Genomic DNA, 24,067 nt, shown 5'->3' on the forward strand with positions numbered 1-24,067 from the left:
CTGACTCATGGCGCCGGGCTCGCGCAGATTTCCGAGAGCATGCGCAGGCGCCGCTTGGGTTCGCTGACGAACGGGTTACGCTGATCCCAAGCGTAGCCGGCCAGGATCGAGCTGATCATGCGGCGGATGTCGTCCGAGCCTTCGGTGTAGAAAATCACGTCCTGGAAGGTGCCGGCGTACCAGCCCTCGACATAGCAGCGGAAGGTGTCGACGCCGCGCTTGAGCGGCTCGGCGAACTCGCTTTGCCAATCCACGCTTTCACCTTGCAACTGACGGTGGAGCACGTCGGCGGCCATGCTCGCCGAACGCATGGCAATGGTCACGCCGGAGGAGAACACCGGGTCGAGGAATTCCGCGGCGTTGCCCAGCAGGGCGAAGCCTGGGCCGTGCAGGGTCTTGACGTTGGCCGAGTAGCCGCCGATGGTCCGCGCCGGGGTGTCCCACACGGCGTTCTGCAGCACGCCGGCCAGGCTTGGGGTTTCGTCGATGAAACCGCGCAGGCAGGCATCGAGATCGTCGGTGCGGCCGGCGAAATGTTCCGCCGCCGCGACCACGCCCACCGAGCAGCGCCCGCCGCTGAACGGAATGGTCCAGAACCACACGTCGCGTTTGCTCGGGTGGGTGGTGATCAGAATCTTTTCTCGATCGAACGCCGGGGCGTCGATGCGATCCTCGATGTGCGTGAACACTGCCTGGCGCAGCGGGAAATTCGACGGGGCTTCGAGGTCCAGCAGGCGCGGCAGGACTCGGCCATAGCCGCTGGCATCGAGCACGAAGTCGGCCTCGACACAGTACTCGCTGCCATCTTCGCGCTGCACGCCCAGTTGTGGTTTGGCGAGGCTGAAGTCGGCGCTGGTGATCGCTTGGCCGTAGCGGATCTCCACGCCTTGCAGGGCGGCCTGGTCGGCCAGCAACTTGTCGAAGTCGGCGCGTTGCACCTGGAAGGTCGTGGGCTTGCCGTTGCTGAAGGTATCGCCGAAATCGAAGGCGCTGTAGCGCTCGCCCCAGGCAAACGCGGCGCCGTTCTTGCGCTGGAACCCGGCGGCATTCACCGCGTCGAGCATGCCGGCTTCTTCGACGAAATCCAGGCAATGGGACAACAGGCTCTCACCGATGGAGAACCGGGGGAAATGCTGGCGCTCGATGACCAGCACCTCATGGCCCTTGCGCTTGAGCAGCGCGGCGGCGATGGCGCCGGAAGGGCCTGCGCCAATGATGACGACCTGTCGACGTTCCATTTCAACTGTTGGCACTGGAGCTCCTGGCCGGGACGGCAATCGAGGGAATACGGTGCAAACCGGTCACGGCCGGCAGCAATGTGGCGATCAGCCCCATCAGCATCAGCGTGAAATACAACGCGGGGCTGATGAGCTGTTGTTGCAAGAGCAGATTGAGGAACACGATTTCACTCAAGCCGCGAATGTTCAGCAGGATACTTTCGCGCCAGCGACTGGCGCCGGCGAATGACGCGGCGGCCCAACCCAGGCCCAGCCAGTTGCCCAGTAGTTTGCTGGCAATGGGCAACAGCAGCAACGCCGTCAATTGCACCCAGTCGAGGCTGCTCATGGCGCTGTGGACGTCGATCTGCACAATGCCGAACGTGAGAATCAGCGGGATCGCCAGGTATGTCTGCAAACCCTGCATCCAGGCGATATTGAACGGCAGCCTCAAGGGCACTTTGAGCGCGGCCATGCACAGCAGATAGCCGATGCCGACGATCAGTGCATTGAGCCGGTAGTGTTCGGCCACCACCAGCAGGGCAAAAAACACGCCGCTGTACAGCAACGGCTGGCGCAGGCCAACCAGGCGCAACAGCAGCGGCACGCAGGCGCCGGCCATCGGCAACAGCAGGCTGCCCAGGTGGAGACTACCCTGGGCCAGGCCGAACAGGCTCCAGCAGGCCAGGTCGATCAGGATCGCCGTTTGCACCAGTCGCCGAGTGGCGGCGGGTGGGTAATCGATGTGACGCAGATACAGATACAGCACAGGAATCGCTGTGATCGCAAACAGCAGTCCCACCGCCAGGGAGCTGATCCAGGGCTGGGGCGGCAGCAACCAGAACGCTGTCGCCAGACCGCAGGCGAACGGAACGACGAAGCTTGGCAGGGCGATTTTCACGCTCTGGCGGTCCAGGCGCAGGTCGATCACGTCGCTGAGGATATGCCCCAGCAACAGCGCGAACGCGAGGCTGTAGAGGTTCTTCAGCCACACCGGCGACACCAGTTGCGCGCCGCTGAGCTGCCAACCCGGCTCGATCCAGAAATACATCAGCAGCGGCAGGCCGAAGGTCGCCAGCAACAACTGGCTGACAATCGGGATCAACCCGAAGCGAGCGCCCAGGCGTGTGGCAACTGCGAACAGCCCCAGGGCCATGAGCCAGAACAGCAGGGTCATCATTGGGCGGGCTCCGCGACCGTCGCCGCGTGGGCTTGTTGTCCGGCCCAGGGCGCCAACATGAAGCTGAAGGCCAGCCCCAGGCTCACCGCCAGGCCGAAGTTACTCACCGCCGGTGTGCTGGACAGCGCCAGCAGGCCGAACGACAGCCAGGTGGTGACCGCCGCCAGGAACGTGCCCAGCAGGCTCACGGCGGCACCGCCGATCTGTTCGCGCATCAGGATCGCGTAGTCGACGCCGATGGCCGTCACCAGCAACAGGCCGAACAGGCTGAACAAGGTCAGTGGCTGCCCCAGCCAGCCGAGGCTCGCCAGGCTGCACAGCGCAGCCAGCAGCGGCAGTGCCACGATGCGCAAGGCGCCGCCGACGCCAAACGGCCAGATCAGCACCAGCACAATCAGCACGCAGGAGGCCAGTTTCAACTCGGCGGCGCTGACCTGCGTGGCGGCGAAGACCCGGTTCAGGTCGCCCAGGCGATCCACCAGTTGTACGCCTGGCAGATCCACCGCCTGTATCCGCAGCAGCGCCGCATCGTTCAAACCTTGCAAGCTGACCACCGCCGCGACGCCTTGCGCTGTTGGTCCGAGCCAGAGTGTGCGATACGGCTCGGCCAGCGGACCTGCCAGTGCGGCGTCAATGTCGGTCACCGGCAGGGCCTGTAATTGCGCCAGTTCCGCTTGCAGCGCAGCGACCGGGACGCCCAGGTCCAGTAGCGGTTGCCAGACGGCTGGCAAGCGCCCCAGGGCCTCACGCACTTTCTGTTGTTCGGCGGGTGGGCTGACCAGTTGGTTCAGCGACAGGTAGCCCTGGAGCTTTTCCAGGCCGATCAACTGATCCAGCCGCTCGTTGAGGGCGGTCTGGCGCTCCAGCAGTTGGGATTGATCGTCGGCGCGGATCAGGAAGAACTGGCTGGTGGGCTGGAAACCGGTGATGCGCGCGATGTCGCGGGCTTCGTCGGTCAGGTGCTGGGGCGTGCCGATCCACTGGCGGATGTCGTTTTTCGGGGTCAGGTGCCAGAGCCCACCCGCGCAGAACATCAGCAACAACATCAGCAGGGCCGGCGTGCGTACCCGTTTCAGCAGGGCTTCGCGGGCCTTGAGCAGGTATTGGCAGACTTGGAGCGGCCATTGGGCGGGACGCAACTCTGGGCCCTTGAGCAGCGCCGGTAGCAGGCAGACGGCGCTCAGGTAAGCGCCGACGAGGCCAGCGGCGGAAAATATCGCGATCTGGGTCAGGGCCGGAAAGGGCGTCCAGGCCAGGGCCAGGTAGCCAATACAGGTAGTCACAAGGCTCAGGCTCAGCCCCGGCAGGGTCAGACGCAAGGCCGGCCAGCTGCGCCATGGCTTCAGGCTCCAGCTCTTGGACAGGTAGTGCAGCGGGTAATCCACGGCCACGCCAATCAGGCTGGAACCCAGGACCAGGGTCATGACATGCATGCGGCCAAACAAGGCCACGCAGGCCACCGCGCCGAACAGCACGCCCACCAGCACCGGCACGAACGCCAGCCACACTCGCAGGCGCCGGAAGGCCAGCAACAGCAACAGCAAGATGCCGACGGTCGCGCCACCGCCGACCCAGGTGATTTCCCGCGACGCCTGTTGCTGACCGCTGGCGGCGTACAGCAGGCCGCTCGCCGCCAGCAGTTGACCTTGGGCCTGGCTCGCCTGGTCGCGGCTGCGTTGCAGCAGCTCGGCCACTTGCAGCGGCAGGTTCATGTCGAAGGCGTTGCCCTGGGCGCGGGCCCGCAGAATCACCCAGCTTTTACCGTCGGCATCGGCGACCAACGCACCGCTGCCGATGTCGAATTTGATCGCGCCGCGTTGTGGCTGGCTGTTCTGGATGCGCCCGGTCAGGCCCAGCCAGTCGTCCTGGTTCGGCACCAGGCTGAAGCCGCTGAACGGGTCGAACAGGGCCTGCACCCGTTGTTGGATGAACGCCTGGGGCTGCTCGATCAATTGCTGCCGGTCGGCCGCCGAGAGCATCGCCAGCCGCCCGTTGAGCAATTGCGTGCGCAGCGCCGGCAAGTCGGCCTGCAACGTCCACTGCACCTTGTCGAACAGACCGCTGGCCTGCCATTGCTCGCCGAGGGTTTGCGCCAGGGCGATGGCCTGCTGGCGATCGGTGTGGCCGACCAGTACCAGCATCTCGCGATTGAGCGGCTCCTGCATGCGTTGTTCGGCGATCAGTTCCAGGGCATCGGGCGACGTGCCCGGCACCAGCTCCATGAGATTGGCCGACAACGGCGCGCCGTTGCGCCATTGCCAACCGGCGAGCGCCAGCACCGCCAGCAGCAGGATCAGGAACAGCCGGGGCAGCATCCGTTCACTCGGCAAAATCATGTTGCTCCGCTTCGCTCAAGGGTTGTGCGCTGTTGCTGTCCTGCATGCGCAGCACGGTACTGTCGCCTTGGGTTTCCAGCAGTTCGATGCGCTGCACCAGTTCGCCGCCGTCGATGTTGATCTGGTTGAAAACCTGCTTGAGCAGCACCGAGCGCGGGGTCAGGGTGAGCTTCCATTGTTGCGGCTCGCCCGACAGGCTCAGTTCGAAATCCCGTTGCAGGCCTGTGCTGTCTCCCTGCAATACCGCCAGGAACAAGCGGTTCTGCTCGGCGCCGGCGCTCTTGTTCGGCAGCATCTGCCAGGCGTTGCCATCCCGCCGGGCGATGCCCTGGGCGGTGATGCGGTAGTCCTGTTGCAGCGGGGTTTGCAGCAGCCACAGCAGTCCATGGTTTTTCGCCAGCACGAAGCGTCCCTTGCTGGTGAGGGGCTGGGGCAGGGCGCGCAGGTGTTTTTCCTGGATAAACTGCCCGTGGATCACTTCCGGGCGGGCCAGTTGGTCGCTCAACTGTTGCAAGTCGAACGCCTGGGCCAGGGGTGCCAGGCAGCACAGCAACAGCCAGACTGACAGGCGCTTCATGGCAGTTTCCTTTCCACGGCTTCGACAAAGACCCGGGGCGAGGCCAGCAGCATTTCGCGACTGGCGAGGTCCACGGCCACTTGCACCGAGCTGGCACGGGTCAAGCGCTCGCCCGTGGTTGCGTCGCTGATCAGGTAATTGATCTTCAGCCGGTTTTCCCACTCCACCAGACTGGCACGCACGGTCAGGGCCTGGCCGAACACGGCGCTGCGCACATAGCGCAGTTGCAGGTCGATGATCGGCCATGAGTGGCCGGATTCGAGCATGTCGTTGTAGTTGTGGCCGATCAGGTCGAGCAAGGCGCAGCGGGCCACTTCCAGATATTTGATGTAGTGGCCGTGCCAGACCACGTTCATCGAATCGACATCGAAGAACGGCACCACGATGTGTGTGTCGACGTGCAAAACACCTTGGCTACGCATGCAGCCTCCAGTGTTGCTCGGCGATGCGTTGCAAGCACAGGCGCAGTTCGCCTTCCAGGGCGCGGTCTTCGATGACCGGGGCGAAATCCTCGGCCAGTTGCTCGTGCATGGCGGCCAGGGCCGGCGGCAGTGGGCGGGCGTCTTCGGCGCGGCTGCGCAGCCATACGCCCTGGTTGGCGGCCAGCAAGGTCGCGGCGGCGACTTGTTCGGTCAGCTCCAGCACGCGGATGGCGTCCCGGGCGGCGATGGTGCCCATGCTCACCTTGTCCTGGTTGTGGCACTCGGTGGAGCGCGAGAACACACTGGCCGGCATGGTGTTTTTCAGGGCTTCGGCGGTCCAGGCGCTGGTGCCGATCTGCACGGCCTTGAAGCCATGGTTGAGCATCGCTCGGTCGGCGCTGGCGCCGGACAGGTTGCTCGGCAGGCCATGGTTGTAACGCTCGTCCACTAGCAGCGCGAGCTGGCGATCCAGCAAGTCGGCGACGTTGGCCACCAGGTTCTTCAGGCTATCCATGGCGAAGGCGATATGCCCGCCGTAGAAATGCCCGCCGTGCAGTACGCGCTCGGCTTCGGCGTCGATGATCGGGTTGTCGTTGGCACTGTTGAGTTCGGTTTCGATGAACGCGCGCAGCCAGCCCAGGCTGTCGGCCAATACCCCAAGCACGTGGGGCGCGCAGCGCAGGGAGTAGCGATCCTGGAGGCGATGCAACGGCGCGGTCGGCGCGTCGATGGCCAGGTCCTTGCGCAGCCACGCGGCGACTTGCATCTGTCCCGGATGCGGCTTGGCGGCGAACAGGCGCTCGTCGAAATGTTCCGGGTTGCCCTGCAGGGCGACGACGTTCAGCGCAGTGATGCGGGTTGCCAGTTGCAACAGGTAATCGGCCCGGGCGAAGGCCAGGCAGGCCAGGCCGGTCATCACGGCGGTGCCGTTCATCAGCGCCAGGGCTTCCTTGGGTCGCAGCACCAGCGGGGTCCAGCCCAATTCGCGGTGCACATCAGCGGCCAATCGCCGTTCGCCACGGAACATCACTTCCCGTTCGCCGGACAGCGTGGCGGCGACGTAGGACAGCGGCGTCAGGTCGCCACTGGCGCCCACAGAGCCTTCTTCCGGAATCAACGGCAGGATGTCGTGTTCGAGAAAGGCCAGCAGGCGTTCCAGCAGTTCCACCCGCACCCCGGACACGCCGTGGCACAGCGACTGCAGACGCGCCGCGAGCACCGCACGGGTGGCCTGGGCGTCGAGCAGCTTGCCCAGGCCGCAGCCGTGGAACGTATACAGGTGACGCGGCAGGGCCTCGACGTGGTGCAACGGCACGGCCACCACGCAGGAGTCGCCGTAACCGGTGGTCACGCCGTAGATAACGCCTTCCTTGTCCAGCAAGGAATCGAGGAATTGCGCACCCTTGGCGATGCGCTGGCGGAACGCCGGGTCATCCTGCAACTGCGTCGGTGCCTGACGGTTGGCCAGGGCCAGCACATCTTCGATGCGCAAAGGGCGTTCGCCGAAGGTTACCGGCTCAAGAGTGGGCATCGTCATCGGTCTTCCAGAAAGGGTAAAAGTTGAACCACTGTTGGGGGGCCTGGAGGCAGTATTGCGCCAGGCGCTCGGCGTAGCGGCCAGCCCAGTGGGCAATCACTTGCTCGCGGTCGTTGCGTTTCCACACCACGGCATCGGCGAAGGGTTCGAGGGTGACGCGATAGCGCCCCTCGTGCTTGAGGCACATCAGCAGGTTGACCGGGCATTTCAGCAGGCCGGCCAGCAACCAGGGGCCCTGGGGAAAAGCGGCCGGCTGACCCATGAAGTCCACAGTCACGCTGCGCCCGCCGTGCAGCGGTACGCGGTCGCCGGCAATTGCCAGCCACTCGCCGCGCTCCAGGCGTTCGCTCAACTGCAACATGATCACCGGGTCCAGCTCGCTGACCTGGATCAGCCGCAGGTGCGTGGCACCGGCTTCGCCCAGCAAGCGGTTGAACTGCTCGGCGTGCTTGGTGTGCACCAGCACGTTCATGGTGACTTTCTCGCCCAGCTCGGCCAGGGCCCGGCACATTTCCAGGTTGCCCAGGTGAGCGCCCACCAGCATTTGCCCACGGGTGTCTCGCAAGTGATTGCGCAGCAGTGCCTTATCGACGATTTCGATCTGGTCGATGCTCAGCTTGCCGTTCCAGACGTCGAGCTTGTCCAGCAGGGAGTCGGCAAATGCCATGAACTGGCCGAACACCCGCCAGTGGCTCGGGTGCAGCTCGGGACGTGCGCTCCAGTCGGCCAGGCGCTGCTGATATTGCCAGGCCGCCTGGCGCGCGCTGCGGCCGAAAATGAAGAAGTACAGGACGATGCCGTACAGCACCGGAGTCAGCAAGCGCCGGCCTAGTACTTTGGCAGCGACTGCGGTGAGTTTCATCAGCCAGAAACTGCCGCGCTCCTGGCGGTCGGCCCAATGTTGCTTGTCTTGCTGAAGGCTCATGCTCGCCACCGTCGCCAGAGAATCAGGGGAAAGCGCACGAGCATGCCGAAGAACAACCGGGTGTGCATGCTGGAAATCAGCACGTTGTCGTGGAACAGGCGAAAGTGCGAGACCCCGTCCTGGGGGTAATGGACCCGCGTGTGCAGCCAGCGCATCGGCTGATTGCGCCAGGCCAGGCGCACGAGAATGTCCGAATCGAAATCCATGCGCTTGCCGATATTGGCCGAGTCGATCAGCGCCAGGGTCGGTGTCAGGGGATAGACCCGAAAGCCGCACATGGAATCGCGGATTTGCAAGGACAGGCTGTTGATCCAGACCATCACGTGGGTCAGGTAGCGCGCGTACAGGCGACCTTTCGGCACACTGGCGTCGTAGCGCGGATAACCACAGATCACCGCGTCCGGGTGGGCACGGGATTGTTCGATGAAGGCTTTCACGTCGCCAAGGTCGTGCTGCCCGTCGGCGTCCACCTGCAAGGCGTGGCTGAAACCCAGGCGCGAAGCCTCGCGCAGGCCAGTCATCACCGCGCCGCCCTTGCCCTCGTTGACGGCTAGCCTGACCAGATGAACCCGCTCGCCCTCTGCCAGCCGGTCGAGCACGGCGGCACACGCCGGGCTGCTGGCGTCATCCACCAGCACGCAGGGCAGTCCGTTGGCGAGCAACGCCTGGACCACCGCCGAGATGGCGGTGTCGTGGTTGTAGACCGGGATGACGGCGCAGGGGTTATGCATGCGGCATGTCTCGGTGGCTAAGGTGCACTTTGTGGCGAGGGAGCTTGCTCCCGCTCGAGTGCGAAGCACTCGCTCTTGTAGCACCAGAGGCTGCTTCGCAGCCCAGCGGGAGCAAGCTCCCTCGCCACAGTGATCTGTGCAGATGCCTAGGCATTGTTTTCCCCCAATACAATCCGCCCGCTGGAGCAGGCCGCCGTGTCATTGCGGTAGGCGAAGTACAGCTTGCCGCGCTCGCGGTCGAAGCGCAGGTGCAATTGGATGTCATCGCCGGGGCGCACCAGTTGCTGGAATTTCAGCACTTCCATGCCGACGAACCGAGGCGGCAGGTCCAGCAGTTGGCGCCCCAGGCTCAAGGCCCAATCGACCTGCACTACGCCCGGCAGTACCGGCGCGGTGGGGAAGTGGCCGCTGAAGTACGCCAGATCGGGCGGCACGACCAGTTGCAGGCTCCACTCACCATCGGTTTCGACTTGCGCCAACACGTCGGGGGCCTTGGGGCGTGGCGCCATCAGCAGCGCCTCGACCTCGGCCTGGGGCAGCTTGCCCTGGGCGTTGAGCGGCAACTGCCGCAGCCAGCGCCAGCGCCGTGGCAGGGCGAGGGTTTCGCAATGTTCGCTCAGGTGCCGGCGCAGGCCCTCGGTCACGGCGCGCCGACCCTGGTTGCGCAAGGCGCCCAGGCCGGCATCGCTCAACACCAGCAGCGCGCCTAGGGAGGCGCGATTCTCCTGCACCACGCCCAGTCGCGCTTCGCTGACCCAGTCGTGGGTCACCAACGCGTGTTCCAGCATGGGCAGGGAGATGCGTTTCTCTTCGAGCTTGACGATACGGTCCAGTCGCCCGAGTAGCTCGAAACGGCCGTCTGCGGCGATCCGCGCCGCGTCGGCGGTGTGTTCCACATGCCCGACCGGCAGATAGGGCGACGCGATCAGCAAGGCGCCGTCGCTGTCCTGGCTCAACTCGACGCTGGCAAAGGGCTGCCACAATCCGCCACCCTGGCGCCAGGCAATGCCGCCTGTTTCCGAGCTGCCGAAAATTTCCGTGGGCCATTGCCCCAGGCGCTGTTGCAAGCTTTGCGCTGCCTCGGGGGGCAAGGCGCCGCCAGAGGAGAACACCCGGCGCACGCTGCTCAGGGCTGGCCAATCGAGGTTATCGCCCATGCGCTTGAGCAGCGCCGGGCTGGCGACCCAGGCGAAGGCCGGTTGCTCACGGCTGGCACGTTGCAGGTCTTCCGGGAAGGCCAGTTGCCGACGCACGAACGCACGCCCGGCGCACAGCGGCCACAGCACCCGGAACAGCAACCCGTAGATGTGCTGGGTAGCAACGCTGCCGATCATGCAGGCCGGGCCCAGGTCGGCGCCCCACAGCTGTTCCAGGGCCTGGACCTCGTTGCTTAACTGGCGCAGGGTTTTCTCGATGCGCTTGGGCTCGCCGCTGGAGCCGGAGGTGCACAGGCTCAGCCAGCAGTGATCGAGGTCCAGTTCGGCGGCGTCCATCGGCGCTTGTTGCAGGTCGCCGGGATGTGTATCGCCGGGCTGGTCGGTCAGCCACAGATCCACGTCCGCCGCCCAACGCTGACGTGTCTGCGCTTGCAGGTCGGCGGGCAGCAGGACCCGGACCCCAGCGCGCCAGGCACCAAGCAGGGCGACGGCCAGGTCGGCGGCATCTTCCAGGTGCACCGCCACATGCCGCGCCCCGCGAGCTTGCAGGCCGGCCGCCAGGCGCAACGCCGCGTCCCGCAGTTGCGAGTGATTCAGCGCCGGATCGACCGCAACGGTGCGTTCCGGCTGAGTCTTGAGCAGCATCTGCTCAAGTGTTATCCAATTCATGGGCGGCCTCTTACCCGTTGTCGTATGAGCCATTCAATGGCAAACAGCAGCCCCATCAATCCGTAGGAAATCAGGCCGGTGTACAACATCCACCAGCTCAGCGGCGCCCAGAGGGTGAGGGCGGCGGCGAGCAAACCGTTACACAGGAAAAACACACTCCAGGCCACCGTGACCTGGCGCGTATACACCACCGCCTTGGCCGGCAACTGCGGTTCGCGCAGGCGGGCCAGGCGTTCGATCATTGGCGGGCCGTATTTCAGGCTCAGCACGAACAGCCCGAGCATGAACGCGCTGATCAGCACCGGGTACCAGCGCAGCAGGAGCGGGCTGTCGAACAGCGCGAGCAATATGCAAAACACGATTGCCGTGGCCGCCATCCAGCGGCTGCCGGCCCCGCCTGTGCCAAGCAACGCCCGGGCCAGCCACAGGCTGCCCAGCAGCAGTCCGAACTGCCACGGGGCAAAGTGCTCCATGCCGAAATACACCGCAAAGGGGTACAACAGGCCCACCAGCAGCAGGCCAAGGCCAATCAGCCGGGTCATGCGGCCGGTTGGACCAGTCGATAGACCGCCTCGACCACGTCATTGACGGTGCGCACCGACTTGAATTCTTCGGCGGCGATTTTCTTGCCGGTCTGACGCTTGATATGGTCGATCAGGTCGACCGCATCGATGCTGTCGATTTCCAGGTCCTGGTACAGGTTCGATTCCAGCGTCACACGCTCAGGGTCCAGCTCGAAAAGCTCGACCAGAGCATCGCGCAGGGTGTGGAAAATATCGTCACGAGTTTGCATGGTCTGGTCTCAGGCTACGCTTTTTGCAGTGACGAAGGCCGCAAGGCTTGCCACATTGCTGAAATGGTTACGGGTGTCCTTGGCGTCGGCGTCTATCTTGATGCCGTACTCCTTCTGGATCGCCAGGCCTAACTCCAGGGCATCCACCGAGTCCAGGCCCAGGCCTTCGCCGAACAGCGTCTGGTGGTCGCCGATGTCGTCGATGTCGATGTCTTCCAGGCCGAGGGCGTCGATGATCAGCTTTTTGATGTCACGGTGCAGATCGCTCATCTTCGGCGAGCTCCTTGATGTAATAGTGATGCAAAAAATCGTTGAGCCTGCGCGAAGCCTGGGGTGGCGGGCCGAGCGCGGCGAACGCCTGTGGGTCTATATCGGCTCCGACGTGAAAACTGAAGTGCACGCGGCGCAGGGGGATGCGATACCAGGGTTCAGCCTTGGTCAGGGTCGTGGGGCAGACCTTGATCGTGACGGGCGTGAGGATTTTCGCACCCCGCAGGGCGATGGCCGCCGCCCCCCGATGAAAGGCCGGCACCTGGCCTGGCTGGGTGCGTGTCCCTTCGGGGAAGACGATCAATGTCTGGCCCTCTTGCAAGGCGTCGCTGGCGGCATCGAGCATGTCCATGCTGCCGTCGTTGCTGATGTATTGGGTCGAATGCAGTGGGCCCCGGGTAAAGGGGTTGTCCCAGAGGCTTTGCTTGACCACGCAGTTGGCGTCGCGCACCAGCCCGATCAGGAACACCACGTCGATCAGCGACGGGTGATTGGCAATGATCATTTGCCCAGGGCGCCCGAGTCGTTCGGCGCCATCGATCTGATAGGTGAGCACGCCGGTACGGGCCATGAACCGGATAAAGAACCAGAACAACCGCCCGACCGTGCGGCGCGCCCTTTGCCGGTGGGCCTGGGCATCGCCGGGCCACCAGGCCAGCAACGGGAACACCAGCAAACGCAGGCACAGCCCGCCCAGCCCGAACAGGGCGAAGCTTGCGGCGGTCGCGATCAGGCGCCAGTAATAGGCGTCGCGATGTTTACCCGTCACCGGTTGCGTTGCCAGGTCCATACACGATTCTTCCAGGCATGTTGGCAGGTGGTTTCGTTGTTCAGCAGGGTACGCAACAGATCCAGGGCATGGGGCCAGTCGCTGCCAGGCGATTGGCCGGCCTGCGGGCAGAGATCCAGTTGCCAGTCATCGCCCGGGGTCAGCAGCAGGCCCATGGCATAGGGAAACGGAACGTCATCGACCCAGGGTGCATAGACTTGCGGAGGTTGCTCTTCGGTGATCACCAGCAGCACCGCGGGCGATCCTTCGTTCAACAGTGCGACGGCCTCCAGCACGCCGTGTTCCAACCCGTCGCCGGTAGCGGCCAGGGCGGTCATTTCGCTGGTTTCGCCGCGCATGATCGACCACAGGCCAATCACCGCGTTGTGCACCGACAGGCTGAATTGGGTCGGCGACAAGGGCTGGTCGGCTGCCAGGTCCTTGAGAATCTCAAAAGTGCGCGGGGTTTCGCCGTGGCGGGAAATAAAGACCAACGGTAGGTCCGGCCGGCCCTCGGCCAACGGCCAGCCAACACTGAAGGCCATCCGCGCCAGGCGGCTGAGGCGCCGGCGCTGCATGGCTGGCAGGAACGAAACGTCAGGGGCGGCATCGCTGGCCGGCAATACGACCGGCTGTCGGCTCCATGCCTGCCAATCGTCCACGCTTTCGAGCCCAGGGGCCCACGCGCGCCATTGGGCGATATTGAAATTGATCACAAACTTCACCCCACCCCTGCGGGCTTTTATTGTCACGGTTCAGTGGTTTGACCCGCGTCCAACCCTGCATGGCCTTGCGACCCAAGTGGCGCGCATTATCCCGGTGCGATTGGCTTGTAGCAAATGCTGGTTACATTTTGTCCAGCGAAATGTACGAGTTGGTCCGCTCAAGGCCAGGCTTGGACCATTGTCGCGATCATCATGAGCCTGTCTGTCGGTTATTTCTGTCACGGTCTGGGCGAATTGACGTCTGAATTGTGGGAAAAGCCACTGTTGCTGTAGTCCTTCTACGCGGAAGGTAGCTAAGCGGTGTCGCTGCCTACTACACTCGGGAATCTTTGATACACGGAGGTTTTGACATGCGGCGTGTGGTGTTCAATCAGAAAGGTGGCGTGGGCAAGTCCAGCATCGCCTGCAATCTGGCGGCAGTCAGCGCCAGCGAGGGCTATCGCACGCTGTTGGTCGACCTGGATGCCCAGGCCAACTCCACTCAATACCTGACTGGCTTGACCGGCGATGACATTCCCATGGGTATTGCCGATTTCTTCAAGCAAACCCTGTCGTCCGGGCCGTTCTCGAAAAAGAACAAGGTGGATATCTACGAAACGCCGTTCGACAACCTGCACGTCATCACCGCCACGGCGGAACTGACGGATCTGCAGCCCAAGCTTGAGGCCAAGCACAAGATCAACAAGCTGCGCAAGCTGCTTGAAGAGCTGGAGGAAGATTACGACCGGATTTACCTGGATACCCCGCCAGCACTGAATTTCTATGCGGTTTCAGCATTGATCGCCGCCGATCGGGTGCTGATCCCCTTCGACTGCGACAGCTTCTCCCGACAGGCGTTGTACGGACTGCTGGCGGAAATCGAAGAGCTCAAGGACGACCATAACGAAGGCCTGGAAGTCGAAGGCATCGTGGTCAACCAGTTCCAGGCTCGGGCCAGCCTGCCACAGCAGATTCTCGACGAACTGATCGCCGAAGGGCTGCCGGTATTGCCGGTGTACCTGAGCAGCTCGGTGCGCATGCGCGAATCCCACCAGGCCAGCCTGCCGCTGATCCACCTCGACCCGCGACACAAGCTGACCCTGCAGTTCATGGAGCTGCATAGCCTGCTGGAAAGCGCCTGAATCTGACCTGTGCAAAACCCATGTGGAGCGAGCTTGCTCGCTCCACATGGGTTTTTGATTCAAATCCCCTGGCTGCGCAACCAAGCCATCAACTGCGGCAACGGCAGCGCCCCACTCTGGCGCGCCACTTCCCGGCCATCCTTGAACAGAATCAGGCTGGGAATCGAGCGGATCCCCAACTGTGCCGATAACTGCTGATTGGCCTCGCTGTCGAGCTTGGCCAAGCGGCATTTGCCCGTCAGTTGCGCGGCGGCCTGTTCGAACACCGGGGCGAAGGACTTGCACGGCCCACACCAATCGGCCCATACATCCACCAGCAATGGCAGGTCGCCTTTGATCTGGCTGGTGTAGTCGCCTTGCTTGAGTTCGAACGGTTTGTTCAATAACACCTGGGCTTTGCAGCGCCCGCATTTGGGTTGGTCGCCCAGGCGTTCGGCGGGTATGCGATTGAGCCCGTTGCAATGGGGGCAGGGGATCAGCATCAGGTCGGTCTCCAGAAAATCATGGGCACAGATTGAACACTATATAGAAATCACCACAAAAACCTGTGGGAGCGAGCTTGCTCGCGATGGCGGTGTATCAGTCAGATACTGGATCGACTGTCAGACCGCTATCGCGAGCAAGCTCGCTCCCACAAGGGTATATCGGTGAGGCTGTTATTTAGCGTTGGTCAACGTGTTGTAGCTGGTCATCAGGTTGCGGTAGTCCGGGATGTGGTTGGAGAACAAGGTCGCCAGCCCTTCCACGTCGTTGCGCCAGTCGCGGTGCAGTTCACAGGCCAGGCCGAACCAGGTCATCAGTTGCGCACCCGAGGACGACATGCGGTCCCAGGCCGATTGACGGGTCAGCTCGTTGAACGTGCCGGACGCATCGGTGACCACGAACACGTCGAAACCTTCGGCCAGGGCCGACAGTGCCGGGAAGGCTACGCAGACTTCGGTGACCACACCGGCGATGATCAGTTGCTTCTTGCCGGTGGCCTTGATCGCCTTGACGAAATCTTCGTTGTCCCAGGCGTTGATCTGGCCAGGGCGAGCGATGTACGGCGCGTCCGGGAACAGGGTCTTGAGCTCGGGCATCAACGGGCCGTTGGGGCCGGTTTCGAAGCTGGTGGTGAGGATGGTCGGCAGTTGGAAGTACTTCGCCAGGTCGGCCAGGGCCAGCACGTTGTTCTTGAAGCGGTCCGGGTCGATATCGCGTACCAGAGACAGCAGGCCGGCTTGGTGATCGACCAGCAGAACGGCGGCGTTATCTTTGTCGAGGCGGTTGTAGGAAGTGGTCATGGCGTAGTCCTCATCAAGTTTTGGTTGCCGAAGGTGTCGGCGTGGTTAAGGTTTTCAATGTCGGTGCAGCGATTGATCGGTGACTCATCCGGTCGAAGCGCCCCGGCTTCAATCCGTGTTGCGTTTCGATGGGTGTAGATTAAAACTGGCACCTTTGATGCGCTAGACTGCGAAAATTAGCCTTAGCGTTCTATTTGGAGAACGATCATCGAAGACCTCAACACGCTTTACTACTTCACCCAGGTCGTGGAGCACCGTGGGTTCGCCGCTGCTGGCCGGGCGCTGGACATGCCAAAGTCCAAACTCAGTCGGCGTATCGCCCAGTTGGAAGATCGGCTCGGGGTGCGCTTGCTCCATCGCACCAGCCGCCACTGCACGCTGACGGAGATCGGCCAGGCCTATTACCAGCGTTGCCTGGCGATGCGGGTCGAAGCCGAGAGCGCGGCGGAAGTGATCGAACGCAACCGTTCCGAACCCCAGGGGCTGGTACGCATCAGTTGCCCGACGGCGCTGCTCAACAGTTGGGTCGGGCCGATGCTGACCCGCTACATGCTCAAGTACCCACGGGTGGAGTTGTTCATCGAGAGCACCAACCGCCGGGTGGATCTGATCCATGAAGGGTTCGATATCGCCTTGCGGGTGCGCTTTCCGCCGCTGGAAAACACCGACATGGTCATGAAAGTGCTGAGCAACAGCACCCAATGCCTGGTGGGCAGCCCGGCTTACCTTGAGCGCTTGTCTTCACCCGCTTCGCCGGCGGACCTCAACGGCCTGCCGAGCGTGCATTGGGGCGGGGCGCAGCGGGAATATCAGTGGGAATTGTTCGGCCCGGACGGCAGTCGCGCATTGATCCGTCATGAACCGCGCATGGTCACCGACGACCTGCTGGCCCTGCGTCACGCCGTGTTGGCCGGCATCGGCATCGCTCACCTGCCCACCGTGGTGGTGCGTGAAGACATCGCGGCTGGCCGGCTGGTGGAACTGGTGCCGGGCTGGACGCCTAAATGCGGCATCGTTCATGCGATCTTCGCCTCACGGCGCGGATTGCTGCCGTCGGTACGTACGCTGATCGATTTCCTGGCCGAGGAATTCAGTCATAGCGATATGGCATAGGGCCGGGCTCGTTGGTTTTTTGTCTGCGGTGAAGGGCGGCTAGCCAGGCTGCCATTCATCAGGTGCGTTGCACTCAATGCACGCCAGGCCCTCAAAAAACCACAACGTACCTGTTCGCAACCCGGAGGTCCCATGAGCAATCCTCAAGACCCAGACACCCCACAGGCCGTGGACAACCCCAATGACGACGGCTTCGTCCTCGGCACCGCCGGCCGCGACGAAGACCCCAACGCCGCCCCGCCCTACGCCACCGACCGCCGCCACGACCGGGACGAGCTGACCCCCGAAGACGCCCGCGGCATGCCCGGTTATCCCGAGGAAAAACCAGCGGCCAAACCCAAGGAGAAGGGGGGTGAAGAGGCGGAGCCGGGGATCGAGACGCCTGAGCAGGGGAACGATAAGGTTGGGTGAGCAGGACTCATATCTGCTCACATTTCTTACCGAGACCTAAATCTTTTGGCGACTAGGCTGGAAACCAGCAAGAGCTAACCATTTGTCTAACTGGCGCTATCGCAATTTGCGATGCGCCAGATTTGTGTTTAACTTCCCCATAGCAAAATGCGATAAGGACGTTGCATGCATGTGATCACTGAGAAACGCATTTGGGAGGCCAAGGAGAAATGGCCACATTCAGCGAATGCGTTGGATCAATGGTATCGGCTGATCAAGCGCAATAGCCCGGCTGATTTCGCGGCGATGAAATCCATATTTCCGGCAACCGATAAGGTCGGTCCGCTGCATGTGTTTGACATCGGTGGAAACAAGTTGCGGCTGATTGCGGTGATTCGATACCGAGCACAGCGTCTGTATATCAAATGCGTGCTTGACCATCGGGAATACGACAGAGGCAAGTGGAAGGAGGAAAAGGGATGAGTGCACTGATTGAACAAGTCGCTGCCCATTGGGAGTTTGTGTCGCCCCTGCTGCGTAAGCCCAGGAGCGAAGAGGATTATGACCGATTGGCGAGTGCTCTTGATGAGCTGTTGGTGTTGGTGGGCGAAGACGAAACCCATCCTCTCATGAGCCTGGTGGATATCATCGGCGAATGGATCGAGGCATGGGACCAGCAGCACCGACCAATGCCCAAGGCGAGCGGCGTCGAGGCGCTGCGTTACCTGATGCGTGAACATGGCATGAGCCAGAGCGACTTGCCGGGCGTTGGTACTCAGTCGGTGGTATCGGAAGTTTTGAGCGGTAAGCGTCAGCTCAATTTGAGGCAGATCCGCTGGCTGGCCGAGCGCTTCGGTGTATCGGCGGAAACCTTCATTTGATGGTTCGGTATAGCCCAGTGAAATACCGACCTGCTTTTGTGGCGAAGGAGCTTGCTCCCGCTCGGCGGCGCAGCCGTCGTAAAACCGGTTGACGCGGTCTGCCTGGAAGACCGCGTCAGTCCTTCTTGGGGCGGCTGCGCCGCCCAGCGGGAGCAAGCTCCCTCGCCACAGGGTTAACCCTGCTCCCAAACAGTTATGTGTTGGGCGAGAAGGTGATTTCAGCCGAGGGGCTGGGTTACGACGAGCAACTGATCTCCAGGCGCTTGCCACACTCCGTGAACATGGCATGAGCCAGAGCGACTTGCCGGGCGTTGGTACTCAGTCGGTGGTATCGGAAGTTTTGAGCGGTAAGCGTCAGCTCAATTTGAGGCAGATCCGCTGGCTGGCCGAGCGCTTCGGTGTATCGGCGGAAACCTTCATTTGATGGTTCGGTATAGCCCAGTGAAATACCGACCTGCTTTTGTGGCGAGGGAGCTTGCTCCCGCTCGGCGGCGCAGCCGTCGTAAAACCGGTTGACGCGGTCTGCCTGGAAGACCGCGTCAGTCCTTCTTGGGGCGGCTGCGCCGCCCAGCGGGAGCAAGCTCCCTCGCCACAGGGTTAACCCTGCTCCCAAACAGTTATGTGTTGGGCGAGAAGGTGATTTCAGCCGAGGGGCTGGGTTACGACGAGCAACTGATCTCCAGGCGCTTGCCACACTCCGTGAACATGGCATGAGCCAGAGCGACTTGCCGGGCGTTGGTACCCAGTCGGTGGTATCGGAAGTTTTGAGCGGTAAGCGTCAGCTCAATTTGAGGCAGATCCGCTGGCTGGCCGAGCGCTTCGGTGTATCGGTGGAAACCTTCATTTGATGGATCGGTGTAGCGCTGCGAAATACCGACCTGCTTTTGTGGCGAGGGGATTTATCCCCGCTCGGCTGCGAAGCAGTCGTAACCCGGCTGACGCGGTTCATCTGTTGCACCGCGTTGCCTGTGTTGGGGCTGCTGCGCAGCCCAGCGGGGATAAATCCCCTCGCCACAGGGTAGTCATCTCTGCGATCCAGACAGGTATGTGTTGGGCGGGTGGTTTCTTTCAGCCGTGGCGCCGCGTTACGACGAGCAACTGATCTCCAGGTGCTTGCCCCACTCCGGCGGACGTTGCGCGTAGCTGTCCATGCCCGGTTGCTCTTCGAACGGTTTGCTCAGCACGGTATGCAGGCGGCGTACTTCGTCGTAGTCGCCTGATTCGGCGGCGTCGATGGCTTTCTGCGCCAGGTAGTTGCGTAGCACGTACAGCGGGTTGACGGCGTGCATGCGTGCGCGGCGTTGGTCTTGATCGACGGGGCCTTCGCGGTTGACGCGGGCAACATACAATTGGCCCCAGGCATCGAAGCCCTTCAGGTCGACGAAGTCATCGCGCAGGGTCGCGACGGCCTGCTCGGGAGCTTGGTCGCCCAGTCGGCGGAAGAACAGGCTGTAGTCGACGCCGCTGTTCTGCATCAATTGCAGCAAGCGCTCCAGCAGTTTCTGGTCGTCTTCTTCGGCTCGGCTCAGGCCGAGGCGGCGGCGCATCAGGTCCAGGTAGTGGGCCTGGTACAGCGGCAAGTACAAACCGAGGGTCTCACGCAGGGCTTCGACGCTGATGAACGGCGTCAAGGCCTGGGCCAGGGCGCTGAGGTTCCATTGGCCGATGGGCACCTGGTTGCTGAACGAGTAACGGCCCTGGTCATCAGAGTGGTTGCAGATGAAGTTGGCGTCGAAGTCATCAAGGAAGGCGAACGGCCCGAAGTCGAAGGTGATGCCCAGGATCGACATGTTGTCGGTGTTCATCACGCCATGGCAGAAACCGTAGGCCTGCCATTTGGCAATCAGCTCGGCGTTGCGCTCGACGATTTCGCGGAACATCGACAGGTACGGCTCCGGTTGTTCACGGCACTCGGCAAAGTGCAGGTTCAGCACATGCTCGGCGAGGGCCGCGTGCAGCTCGGGCTTCTTGGTGTAGTAGAAATATTCGAAATGCCCGAAGCGCACATGGCTGGGGGCCAGGCGCAGCACCATGGCGGCGCGTTCCTGCTTTTCCCGCCACACCGGGGTGTCCGAGCCGATCACACACAAGGCCCGGGTGGTGGGGATACCGAGGGCGTGCAGGGCTTCGGAGGCGAGGAATTCGCGGATCGAGGAGCGCAGCACCGCGCGCCCGTCGCCCATCCGTGAAAACGGCGTCTGGCCGGCACCCTTGAGGTGCAGGTCCCAGTGCTCGCCCGCCTCGTTGTACACCTCGCCCAGCAGCAATCCTCGACCGTCGCCCAGTTGTGGGTTGTAGTGACCGAACTGATGCCCGGAATACACCATCGCCCGTGGCTCGGTTTCGGCCCAGAGCTTGTGGCCGCCAAAGATCTCGGCGAACAGCGGTGCCTGGGCTTCTGCCGGGTCCAGGTCCAGCAACGCCATGGCCGCCGGGCTGGCGACCACCAGCCGTGGATTGTCGATGGGCTCGGGCAGCACGTGGGTCGAGAAACCGTCGCCCAGGCGGGCGAAACGGTTATCGAAGGTCAGGGTTTCCAGCGTTTTCATGGCCGTCTCCGGCGGGACGCCCGCAGGCAACCCGCAATCAGTCGAGTGTGCCTTGCGGCGGCTCAGGCACCGGCTTGATGCTGGCGACAGCCGACGGCACGGGCGTGATGGTCTTTTTGTCGGGCTCGGCAGGCACCAGTTTGTATTCCTGGCCTTGCAGGTTCTTCAGATAGATTTCCATCTGCCGGAAGGAGATGTTGATGTGCTCCTTCTTGAACTCACGGTTGATGAAGCGGTTGATCTCGTCCAGTACCGGGTTGCGGTCACCGAGGTCGCGTACGTGCATGCGCAGCTCATGGTCGAGAGTGCTTTCACCAAAGTTCAGGAAGTACACGATCGGCTCCGGTTCCTTCAGCACCCGTGGGTTGTCGCGTGCGGCCTTGAGCAGCAACTCACGCACCCGGTCCAGGTCCGAGCCGTAGTCCACGCCCAGTTTCAGGGTTACCCGGGTGACGGTGTCGGTCAGCGACCAGTTGATCAGTTGCCCGGTGATGAAGGTCTTGTTCGGGACGATGATGTCCTTGCGGTCGAAGTCGGTGATGGTGGTCGCGCGGATGCGGATCTTGCTGACCGTGCCCGACAGGTTGCCGATGGTGATGGTGTCGCCGATGCGCACCGGGCGCTCGAACAGGATCATGATCCCGGAGATGAAGTTGGCGAAGATCTCCTGCATGCCGAAGCCCAGGCCCACCGACAGCGCGGCCACCAGCCATTGCAGTTTGTCCCAGCTCACGCCGAGGGTGGACAGGGTGGTGACGAAACCGACACCGGCGATCACATAGGACAGCAACGTAGTGGTGGCGTAGGCGCTGCCCTGGGCCAGGTTCAGCTTCGACAGCACGAACACTTCCAGCAGGCCCGGCAGGTTGCGCGCCAGGGCGAAGGTGATGCCGATGATGATCAGCGCGCCGAGCATGTCGCCGATGCTGATGGGCACCATGCTCATGTTGGCGCCAGTGCCGCTGGTGTATTCGTAGAGGGTGATGTTGTCCAGGTACGAGAACACGCTGATCAGGTCCGACCAGACCCAGTACAGCGCGGCGATGAAGCCGCCCAGCAAGGCCAGGCGGATCAGGCGCAGGGACTGTTCGTTGACCTTCTCGATATCCAGTGTCGGCTCTTCGATCACCGCTTCGCCGTCGCCGGCCTCCTTGGCCGCCTGACGCTTGGCCAGCGCGCGCTGGTAGGCCAGGCGCCGCGCCGCGACCGACAGGCCACGGACGAAGGTGGCCTCGATCACCAGCCAGAACATCAGCAGGTACAGGGTGTTGATCAATCGATCGCTGAGTTTCAGCGCGGTGTAGTAGTAGCCGAAGCACACCGCCACGAACAGCGCGATCGGCAGCGCGGTGAACAGCACCCCGACCGCCTTGCGGAACAACGAAGTGTTCTTGTGGGTTGGGCTGCTCAGCAGCAGACGGCTGAGTAACCACGCCATCAGCGCGTAGCAGGTCAGCACTACCGGCATGCCGAGCACGTCATCGGCCAGGGTCGAGGGTTGCAACTCGGCCACGGCCACCACAGCCACCAACGCCAGCACCACCAGCCCGAGCCGGCGAATCCAGCCCTGGAGGAATTCGACCTGGGGTTTCTCCCAGCGGAAATGCAACTCGGCCACGCCGCCGGGGGCCAGCACGCGATAGGCCGTGTAGAACACCAGCCAGGCCTGGCCGATCTGCAGCAGCGCCGCACCGAGGTTGGCGTTCTGGCCGCGGGCGTCGATCTGCAAGGCGTAGCCGCAGAGGGTCAGTGCCAGGGCCACCGGCATCGCCAGCAGGATATTGATCAGGATAGCCTGGGGGGTGTGCCACTGGCTGTCGCGCTTGAAGTGACCGACGTCCTGGTGAACCTTGTTCAGGCGAGCATAGAGATTCTTGCGCCGCCACAGCAACGCCCCAATCAGCAGCGCCAGGGGCAGGAACAGCAGTGGCCGCTGGGTCAGGCCATCGGCCAGTTCACTGAGGCTCGAAGCCCAGGGCAGCGAGTCGATCTGTTTTTCCAGGCGCGTCGGCACCGCACGCATCCATTCGAAATCCAGCGGTTTGTTGCTGGGAATCCAGAACATCTGCTCTTCGAGGGTCGCCCGCAGGTTCTGGGCGGTGCTGAGCAGCTGTTTCTGGTTGAGCTGCAAGGTGATCGATTCGTTGAGCACTGCGCTCAACTCACGGTTCAGCCGTTCCAGCAGGTCGACACGGGTCAGGGCCAGTTCCAGCAAGGTCTTGCGCAGTTGCGGGGTGACTTGTTCCGAGGGCTGGGAGGCCAGCAGGCTGTCGACGTAGGCGCTGGGGTTGTTCAGCAGTTCACGTTGCTGGCTGACTTCGAACTGGTACAGGCGGATGTCGGCGATCTGGTCGGCCAGGTTCTGGTCCAGCTTGAGGCGCGGCAAGGTCTGGCGCTGCTTGTAGAGAATCTTGGAGAGCAGCAGGCTGCCCTTGAGCACGCTGATCTGCTCGTCCAGTGCCGCGTCGGTCTGGGTCACGCTGTCCAGCAGTTGCTTGGTCTGCAGGTTCTGTTGGGTGACCTCGTTGAGGCGGTCGGTGCTTTTGAGCAGGTAGTCGGAGAGCTTCAGGTTGGCCGCGCTCTCGGTCGCCAGCAAGCTGCTGCCACCGGCCTTCTGGGCTTCGATGGATTGCTGGGTCACTGTCTCCTGGGACTGGGCCAGGCGCTTCTGGTTGATCAGGTTTTGCAGGTCCTGGATTTCCTGCTCCATGCGGGCGATTTTTTCCATCAGCAAGTCGTGCTGGCCGTTGCCCAGGTCCTGCAGTTGGCTGTTGCCGGCGAGTTCCTGGCGGCGCAGCGGAATCAGCGCATTGAGGGCCGCCAGCTCGGCGGTGAGCTGGTCGCGTTGCTCGCCACTCAGGGTCTTGCCGGCATCCCGGCCGGCCTTGAGGATGGCGTTGATCTGCTGGATGCGGGTCTGGCTGCTGGAAATTTCCGCCTGGGCCCGCTCGGGACGGGTCTGGGCGGTGATGATCAGGCTGTTGGCGTCGGCCAGGGCTTTTTGCAGGTCGCTCTGCTGGCTGGAGCGGTCCGTCAGCATTTGTTCGAGCTGGGGAATCGGCAGGTTGGCGTAGCGTTGCGCCACCGGCACCACCGTGGTGCCCTTGAGCCGCGCCAGTTCGCGCTGGTTTTCGATGTTCTGCTTGGGGGCGGTGGCCAATTGCTGCTTGAGGGCGAGCAGCTTCTGTTCGTAGTCGGCCTTATTGTTGAGCTGGGTCAGGGTGTTTTGCAGCACCGCCTGCAAGGCCTTCTGCTCGGCTTCCGGCAGTTTGCGGTCGGCGATCTTGTCCAGGCTGGCTTCTACCGAGGCGCTGGTCAGCGGTTCAGCGGCTTGCAGCGTGCAGATGGAAAGACTCAGGCCCAGCAGGGCGATGGTGATAAAGGAGCGCAGGGTAGGCATAGAGACCGGTCAAGCAAGTGAG

At 62.9% G+C, this 24,067-nt stretch carries 23 protein-coding genes and 2 pseudogenes; 7 read left to right on the forward strand and 18 right to left on the reverse strand.

Annotated elements, in window-relative coordinates; all coding sequences use genetic code 11:
* Positions 1-5 precede the first annotated feature (5 nt).
* The 14 genes from BLU76_RS08420 to BLU76_RS08485 form a co-directional block, all read right to left on the reverse strand.
* Positions 6-1,253: an NAD(P)/FAD-dependent oxidoreductase gene (locus BLU76_RS08420; protein WP_072339979.1), complete on the reverse strand. Its 1,248-nt coding sequence runs from the start codon at positions 1,251-1,253 to the stop codon at positions 6-8.
* Entirely contained in the window at positions 1,240-2,397 is a 1,158-nt protein-coding gene (locus BLU76_RS08425; RefSeq protein WP_092146742.1) for a sodium:proton antiporter, read from the reverse strand. The genes BLU76_RS08420 and BLU76_RS08425 overlap by 14 nt, the downstream gene beginning before the upstream one ends.
* Positions 2,394-4,733: an MMPL family transporter gene (locus BLU76_RS08430; RefSeq protein WP_092222349.1), complete on the reverse strand. Its 2,340-nt coding sequence runs from the start codon at positions 4,731-4,733 to the stop codon at positions 2,394-2,396. Before BLU76_RS08430 ends, BLU76_RS08425 begins: the two co-directional genes overlap by 4 nt.
* On the reverse strand, positions 4,717-5,310 hold the full coding sequence (locus tag BLU76_RS08435; RefSeq protein ID WP_063323271.1) for an outer membrane lipoprotein carrier protein LolA: 594 nt from the start codon (positions 5,308-5,310) through the stop codon (positions 4,717-4,719). Before BLU76_RS08435 ends, BLU76_RS08430 begins: the two co-directional genes overlap by 17 nt.
* Entirely contained in the window at positions 5,307-5,732 is a 426-nt protein-coding gene (locus tag BLU76_RS08440; RefSeq protein ID WP_092222351.1) for an acyl-CoA thioesterase, read from the reverse strand. Before BLU76_RS08440 ends, BLU76_RS08435 begins: the two co-directional genes overlap by 4 nt.
* Positions 5,725-7,269, reverse strand: a complete 1,545-nt coding sequence (hutH, locus tag BLU76_RS08445) for an HAL/PAL/TAL family ammonia-lyase (protein WP_092222352.1) — start codon at positions 7,267-7,269, stop codon at positions 5,725-5,727. The genes BLU76_RS08440 and hutH overlap by 8 nt, the downstream gene beginning before the upstream one ends.
* Positions 7,250-8,194: an LpxL/LpxP family acyltransferase gene (locus tag BLU76_RS08450; RefSeq protein ID WP_092146738.1), complete on the reverse strand. Its 945-nt coding sequence runs from the start codon at positions 8,192-8,194 to the stop codon at positions 7,250-7,252. Before BLU76_RS08450 ends, hutH begins: the two co-directional genes overlap by 20 nt.
* A complete protein-coding gene (locus BLU76_RS08455; protein ID WP_092222354.1) occupies positions 8,191-8,925 on the reverse strand; it encodes a glycosyltransferase family 2 protein in 735 nt (244 codons plus the stop codon). The genes BLU76_RS08450 and BLU76_RS08455 overlap by 4 nt, the downstream gene beginning before the upstream one ends.
* A 146-nt stretch (positions 8,926-9,071) precedes the next feature.
* Entirely contained in the window at positions 9,072-10,751 is a 1,680-nt protein-coding gene (locus BLU76_RS08460; RefSeq protein ID WP_092222357.1) for an acyl-CoA synthetase family protein, read from the reverse strand.
* Positions 10,748-11,293, reverse strand: a complete 546-nt coding sequence (locus BLU76_RS08465) for a COG4648 family protein (RefSeq protein ID WP_092146734.1) — start codon at positions 11,291-11,293, stop codon at positions 10,748-10,750. Before BLU76_RS08465 ends, BLU76_RS08460 begins: the two co-directional genes overlap by 4 nt.
* On the reverse strand, positions 11,290-11,544 hold the full coding sequence (locus BLU76_RS08470; protein ID WP_003197040.1) for an acyl carrier protein: 255 nt from the start codon (positions 11,542-11,544) through the stop codon (positions 11,290-11,292). Before BLU76_RS08470 ends, BLU76_RS08465 begins: the two co-directional genes overlap by 4 nt.
* Before the next feature lie 9 nt (positions 11,545-11,553).
* Entirely contained in the window at positions 11,554-11,814 is a 261-nt protein-coding gene (locus BLU76_RS08475) for a phosphopantetheine-binding protein (RefSeq protein ID WP_063323264.1), read from the reverse strand.
* Positions 11,795-12,604, reverse strand: a complete 810-nt coding sequence (locus tag BLU76_RS08480; protein WP_072339995.1) for a lysophospholipid acyltransferase family protein — start codon at positions 12,602-12,604, stop codon at positions 11,795-11,797. The genes BLU76_RS08475 and BLU76_RS08480 overlap by 20 nt, the downstream gene beginning before the upstream one ends.
* Complete coding sequence (locus BLU76_RS08485) at positions 12,580-13,299, reverse strand: beta-ketoacyl synthase chain length factor (protein ID WP_072340387.1); 720 nt, start codon at positions 13,297-13,299, stop codon at positions 12,580-12,582. The genes BLU76_RS08480 and BLU76_RS08485 overlap by 25 nt, the downstream gene beginning before the upstream one ends.
* Positions 13,300-13,658: 359 nt before the next feature.
* On the opposite strand from BLU76_RS08485, the gene BLU76_RS08490 reads away from it, so the two are divergent.
* Positions 13,659-14,429, forward strand: coding sequence for a ParA family protein (locus BLU76_RS08490; RefSeq protein ID WP_003197050.1), 771 nt, complete (start codon positions 13,659-13,661; stop codon positions 14,427-14,429).
* A gap of 59 nt (positions 14,430-14,488) precedes the next feature.
* On the opposite strand, the gene trxC is transcribed toward BLU76_RS08490, so the two are convergent.
* Together trxC and ycaC are read right to left on the reverse strand one after the other, a co-directional pair.
* Positions 14,489-14,911 carry a thioredoxin TrxC gene (trxC, locus tag BLU76_RS08495; protein WP_092222359.1) on the reverse strand — a complete coding sequence of 141 codons (423 nt, stop codon included), beginning with the start codon at positions 14,909-14,911 and terminating at the stop codon, positions 14,489-14,491.
* A 174-nt stretch (positions 14,912-15,085) separates the two neighbouring features.
* The gene (gene ycaC, locus BLU76_RS08500) at positions 15,086-15,712 is read right to left on the reverse strand and encodes an isochorismate family cysteine hydrolase YcaC (RefSeq protein WP_025211469.1); all 627 of its coding nucleotides are present in this window, start codon (positions 15,710-15,712) and stop codon (positions 15,086-15,088) included.
* A gap of 207 nt (positions 15,713-15,919) precedes the next feature.
* On the opposite strand from ycaC, the gene BLU76_RS08505 reads away from it, so the two are divergent.
* The 6 genes and pseudogenes from BLU76_RS08505 to BLU76_RS08530 all read left to right on the forward strand — a co-directional run.
* Positions 15,920-16,825 (forward strand): LysR substrate-binding domain-containing protein, encoded by a 906-nt coding sequence (locus BLU76_RS08505; RefSeq protein ID WP_218190046.1) that lies wholly within the window; start codon positions 15,920-15,922, stop codon positions 16,823-16,825.
* 132 nt (positions 16,826-16,957) lie between these two features.
* Complete coding sequence (locus BLU76_RS08510; protein WP_092222361.1) at positions 16,958-17,236, forward strand: hypothetical protein; 279 nt, start codon at positions 16,958-16,960, stop codon at positions 17,234-17,236.
* A 165-nt stretch (positions 17,237-17,401) separates the two neighbouring features.
* Positions 17,402-17,698 carry a type II toxin-antitoxin system HigB family toxin gene (locus tag BLU76_RS08515; RefSeq protein ID WP_053117759.1) on the forward strand — a complete coding sequence of 99 codons (297 nt, stop codon included), beginning with the start codon at positions 17,402-17,404 and terminating at the stop codon, positions 17,696-17,698.
* Positions 17,695-18,096, forward strand: a complete 402-nt coding sequence (locus tag BLU76_RS08520) for a helix-turn-helix domain-containing protein (protein WP_092222363.1) — start codon at positions 17,695-17,697, stop codon at positions 18,094-18,096. The genes BLU76_RS08515 and BLU76_RS08520 overlap by 4 nt, the downstream gene beginning before the upstream one ends.
* A 271-nt stretch (positions 18,097-18,367) precedes the next feature.
* Positions 18,368-18,520 (forward strand): annotated as a pseudogene (locus BLU76_RS08525) (type II toxin-antitoxin system HigA family antitoxin); the annotation flags it as partial.
* A 271-nt stretch (positions 18,521-18,791) separates the two neighbouring features.
* Positions 18,792-18,944 (forward strand): annotated as a pseudogene (locus BLU76_RS08530) (type II toxin-antitoxin system HigA family antitoxin); the annotation flags it as partial.
* A 237-nt stretch (positions 18,945-19,181) separates the two neighbouring features.
* Here BLU76_RS08530 and selO read toward each other — a convergent pair.
* A complete protein-coding gene (gene selO / locus BLU76_RS08535) occupies positions 19,182-20,645 on the reverse strand; it encodes a protein adenylyltransferase SelO (protein ID WP_092222365.1) in 1,464 nt (487 codons plus the stop codon).
* 37 nt (positions 20,646-20,682) lie between these two features.
* The gene (mscK, locus tag BLU76_RS08540; protein ID WP_092222367.1) at positions 20,683-24,045 is read right to left on the reverse strand and encodes a mechanosensitive channel MscK; all 3,363 of its coding nucleotides are present in this window, start codon (positions 24,043-24,045) and stop codon (positions 20,683-20,685) included.
* Positions 24,046-24,067 lie beyond the last annotated feature (22 nt).

This window comes from Pseudomonas sp. NFACC08-1, from assembly GCF_900106735.1.
GTDB lineage: Bacteria > Pseudomonadota > Gammaproteobacteria > Pseudomonadales > Pseudomonadaceae > Aquipseudomonas > Aquipseudomonas fluorescens_Q.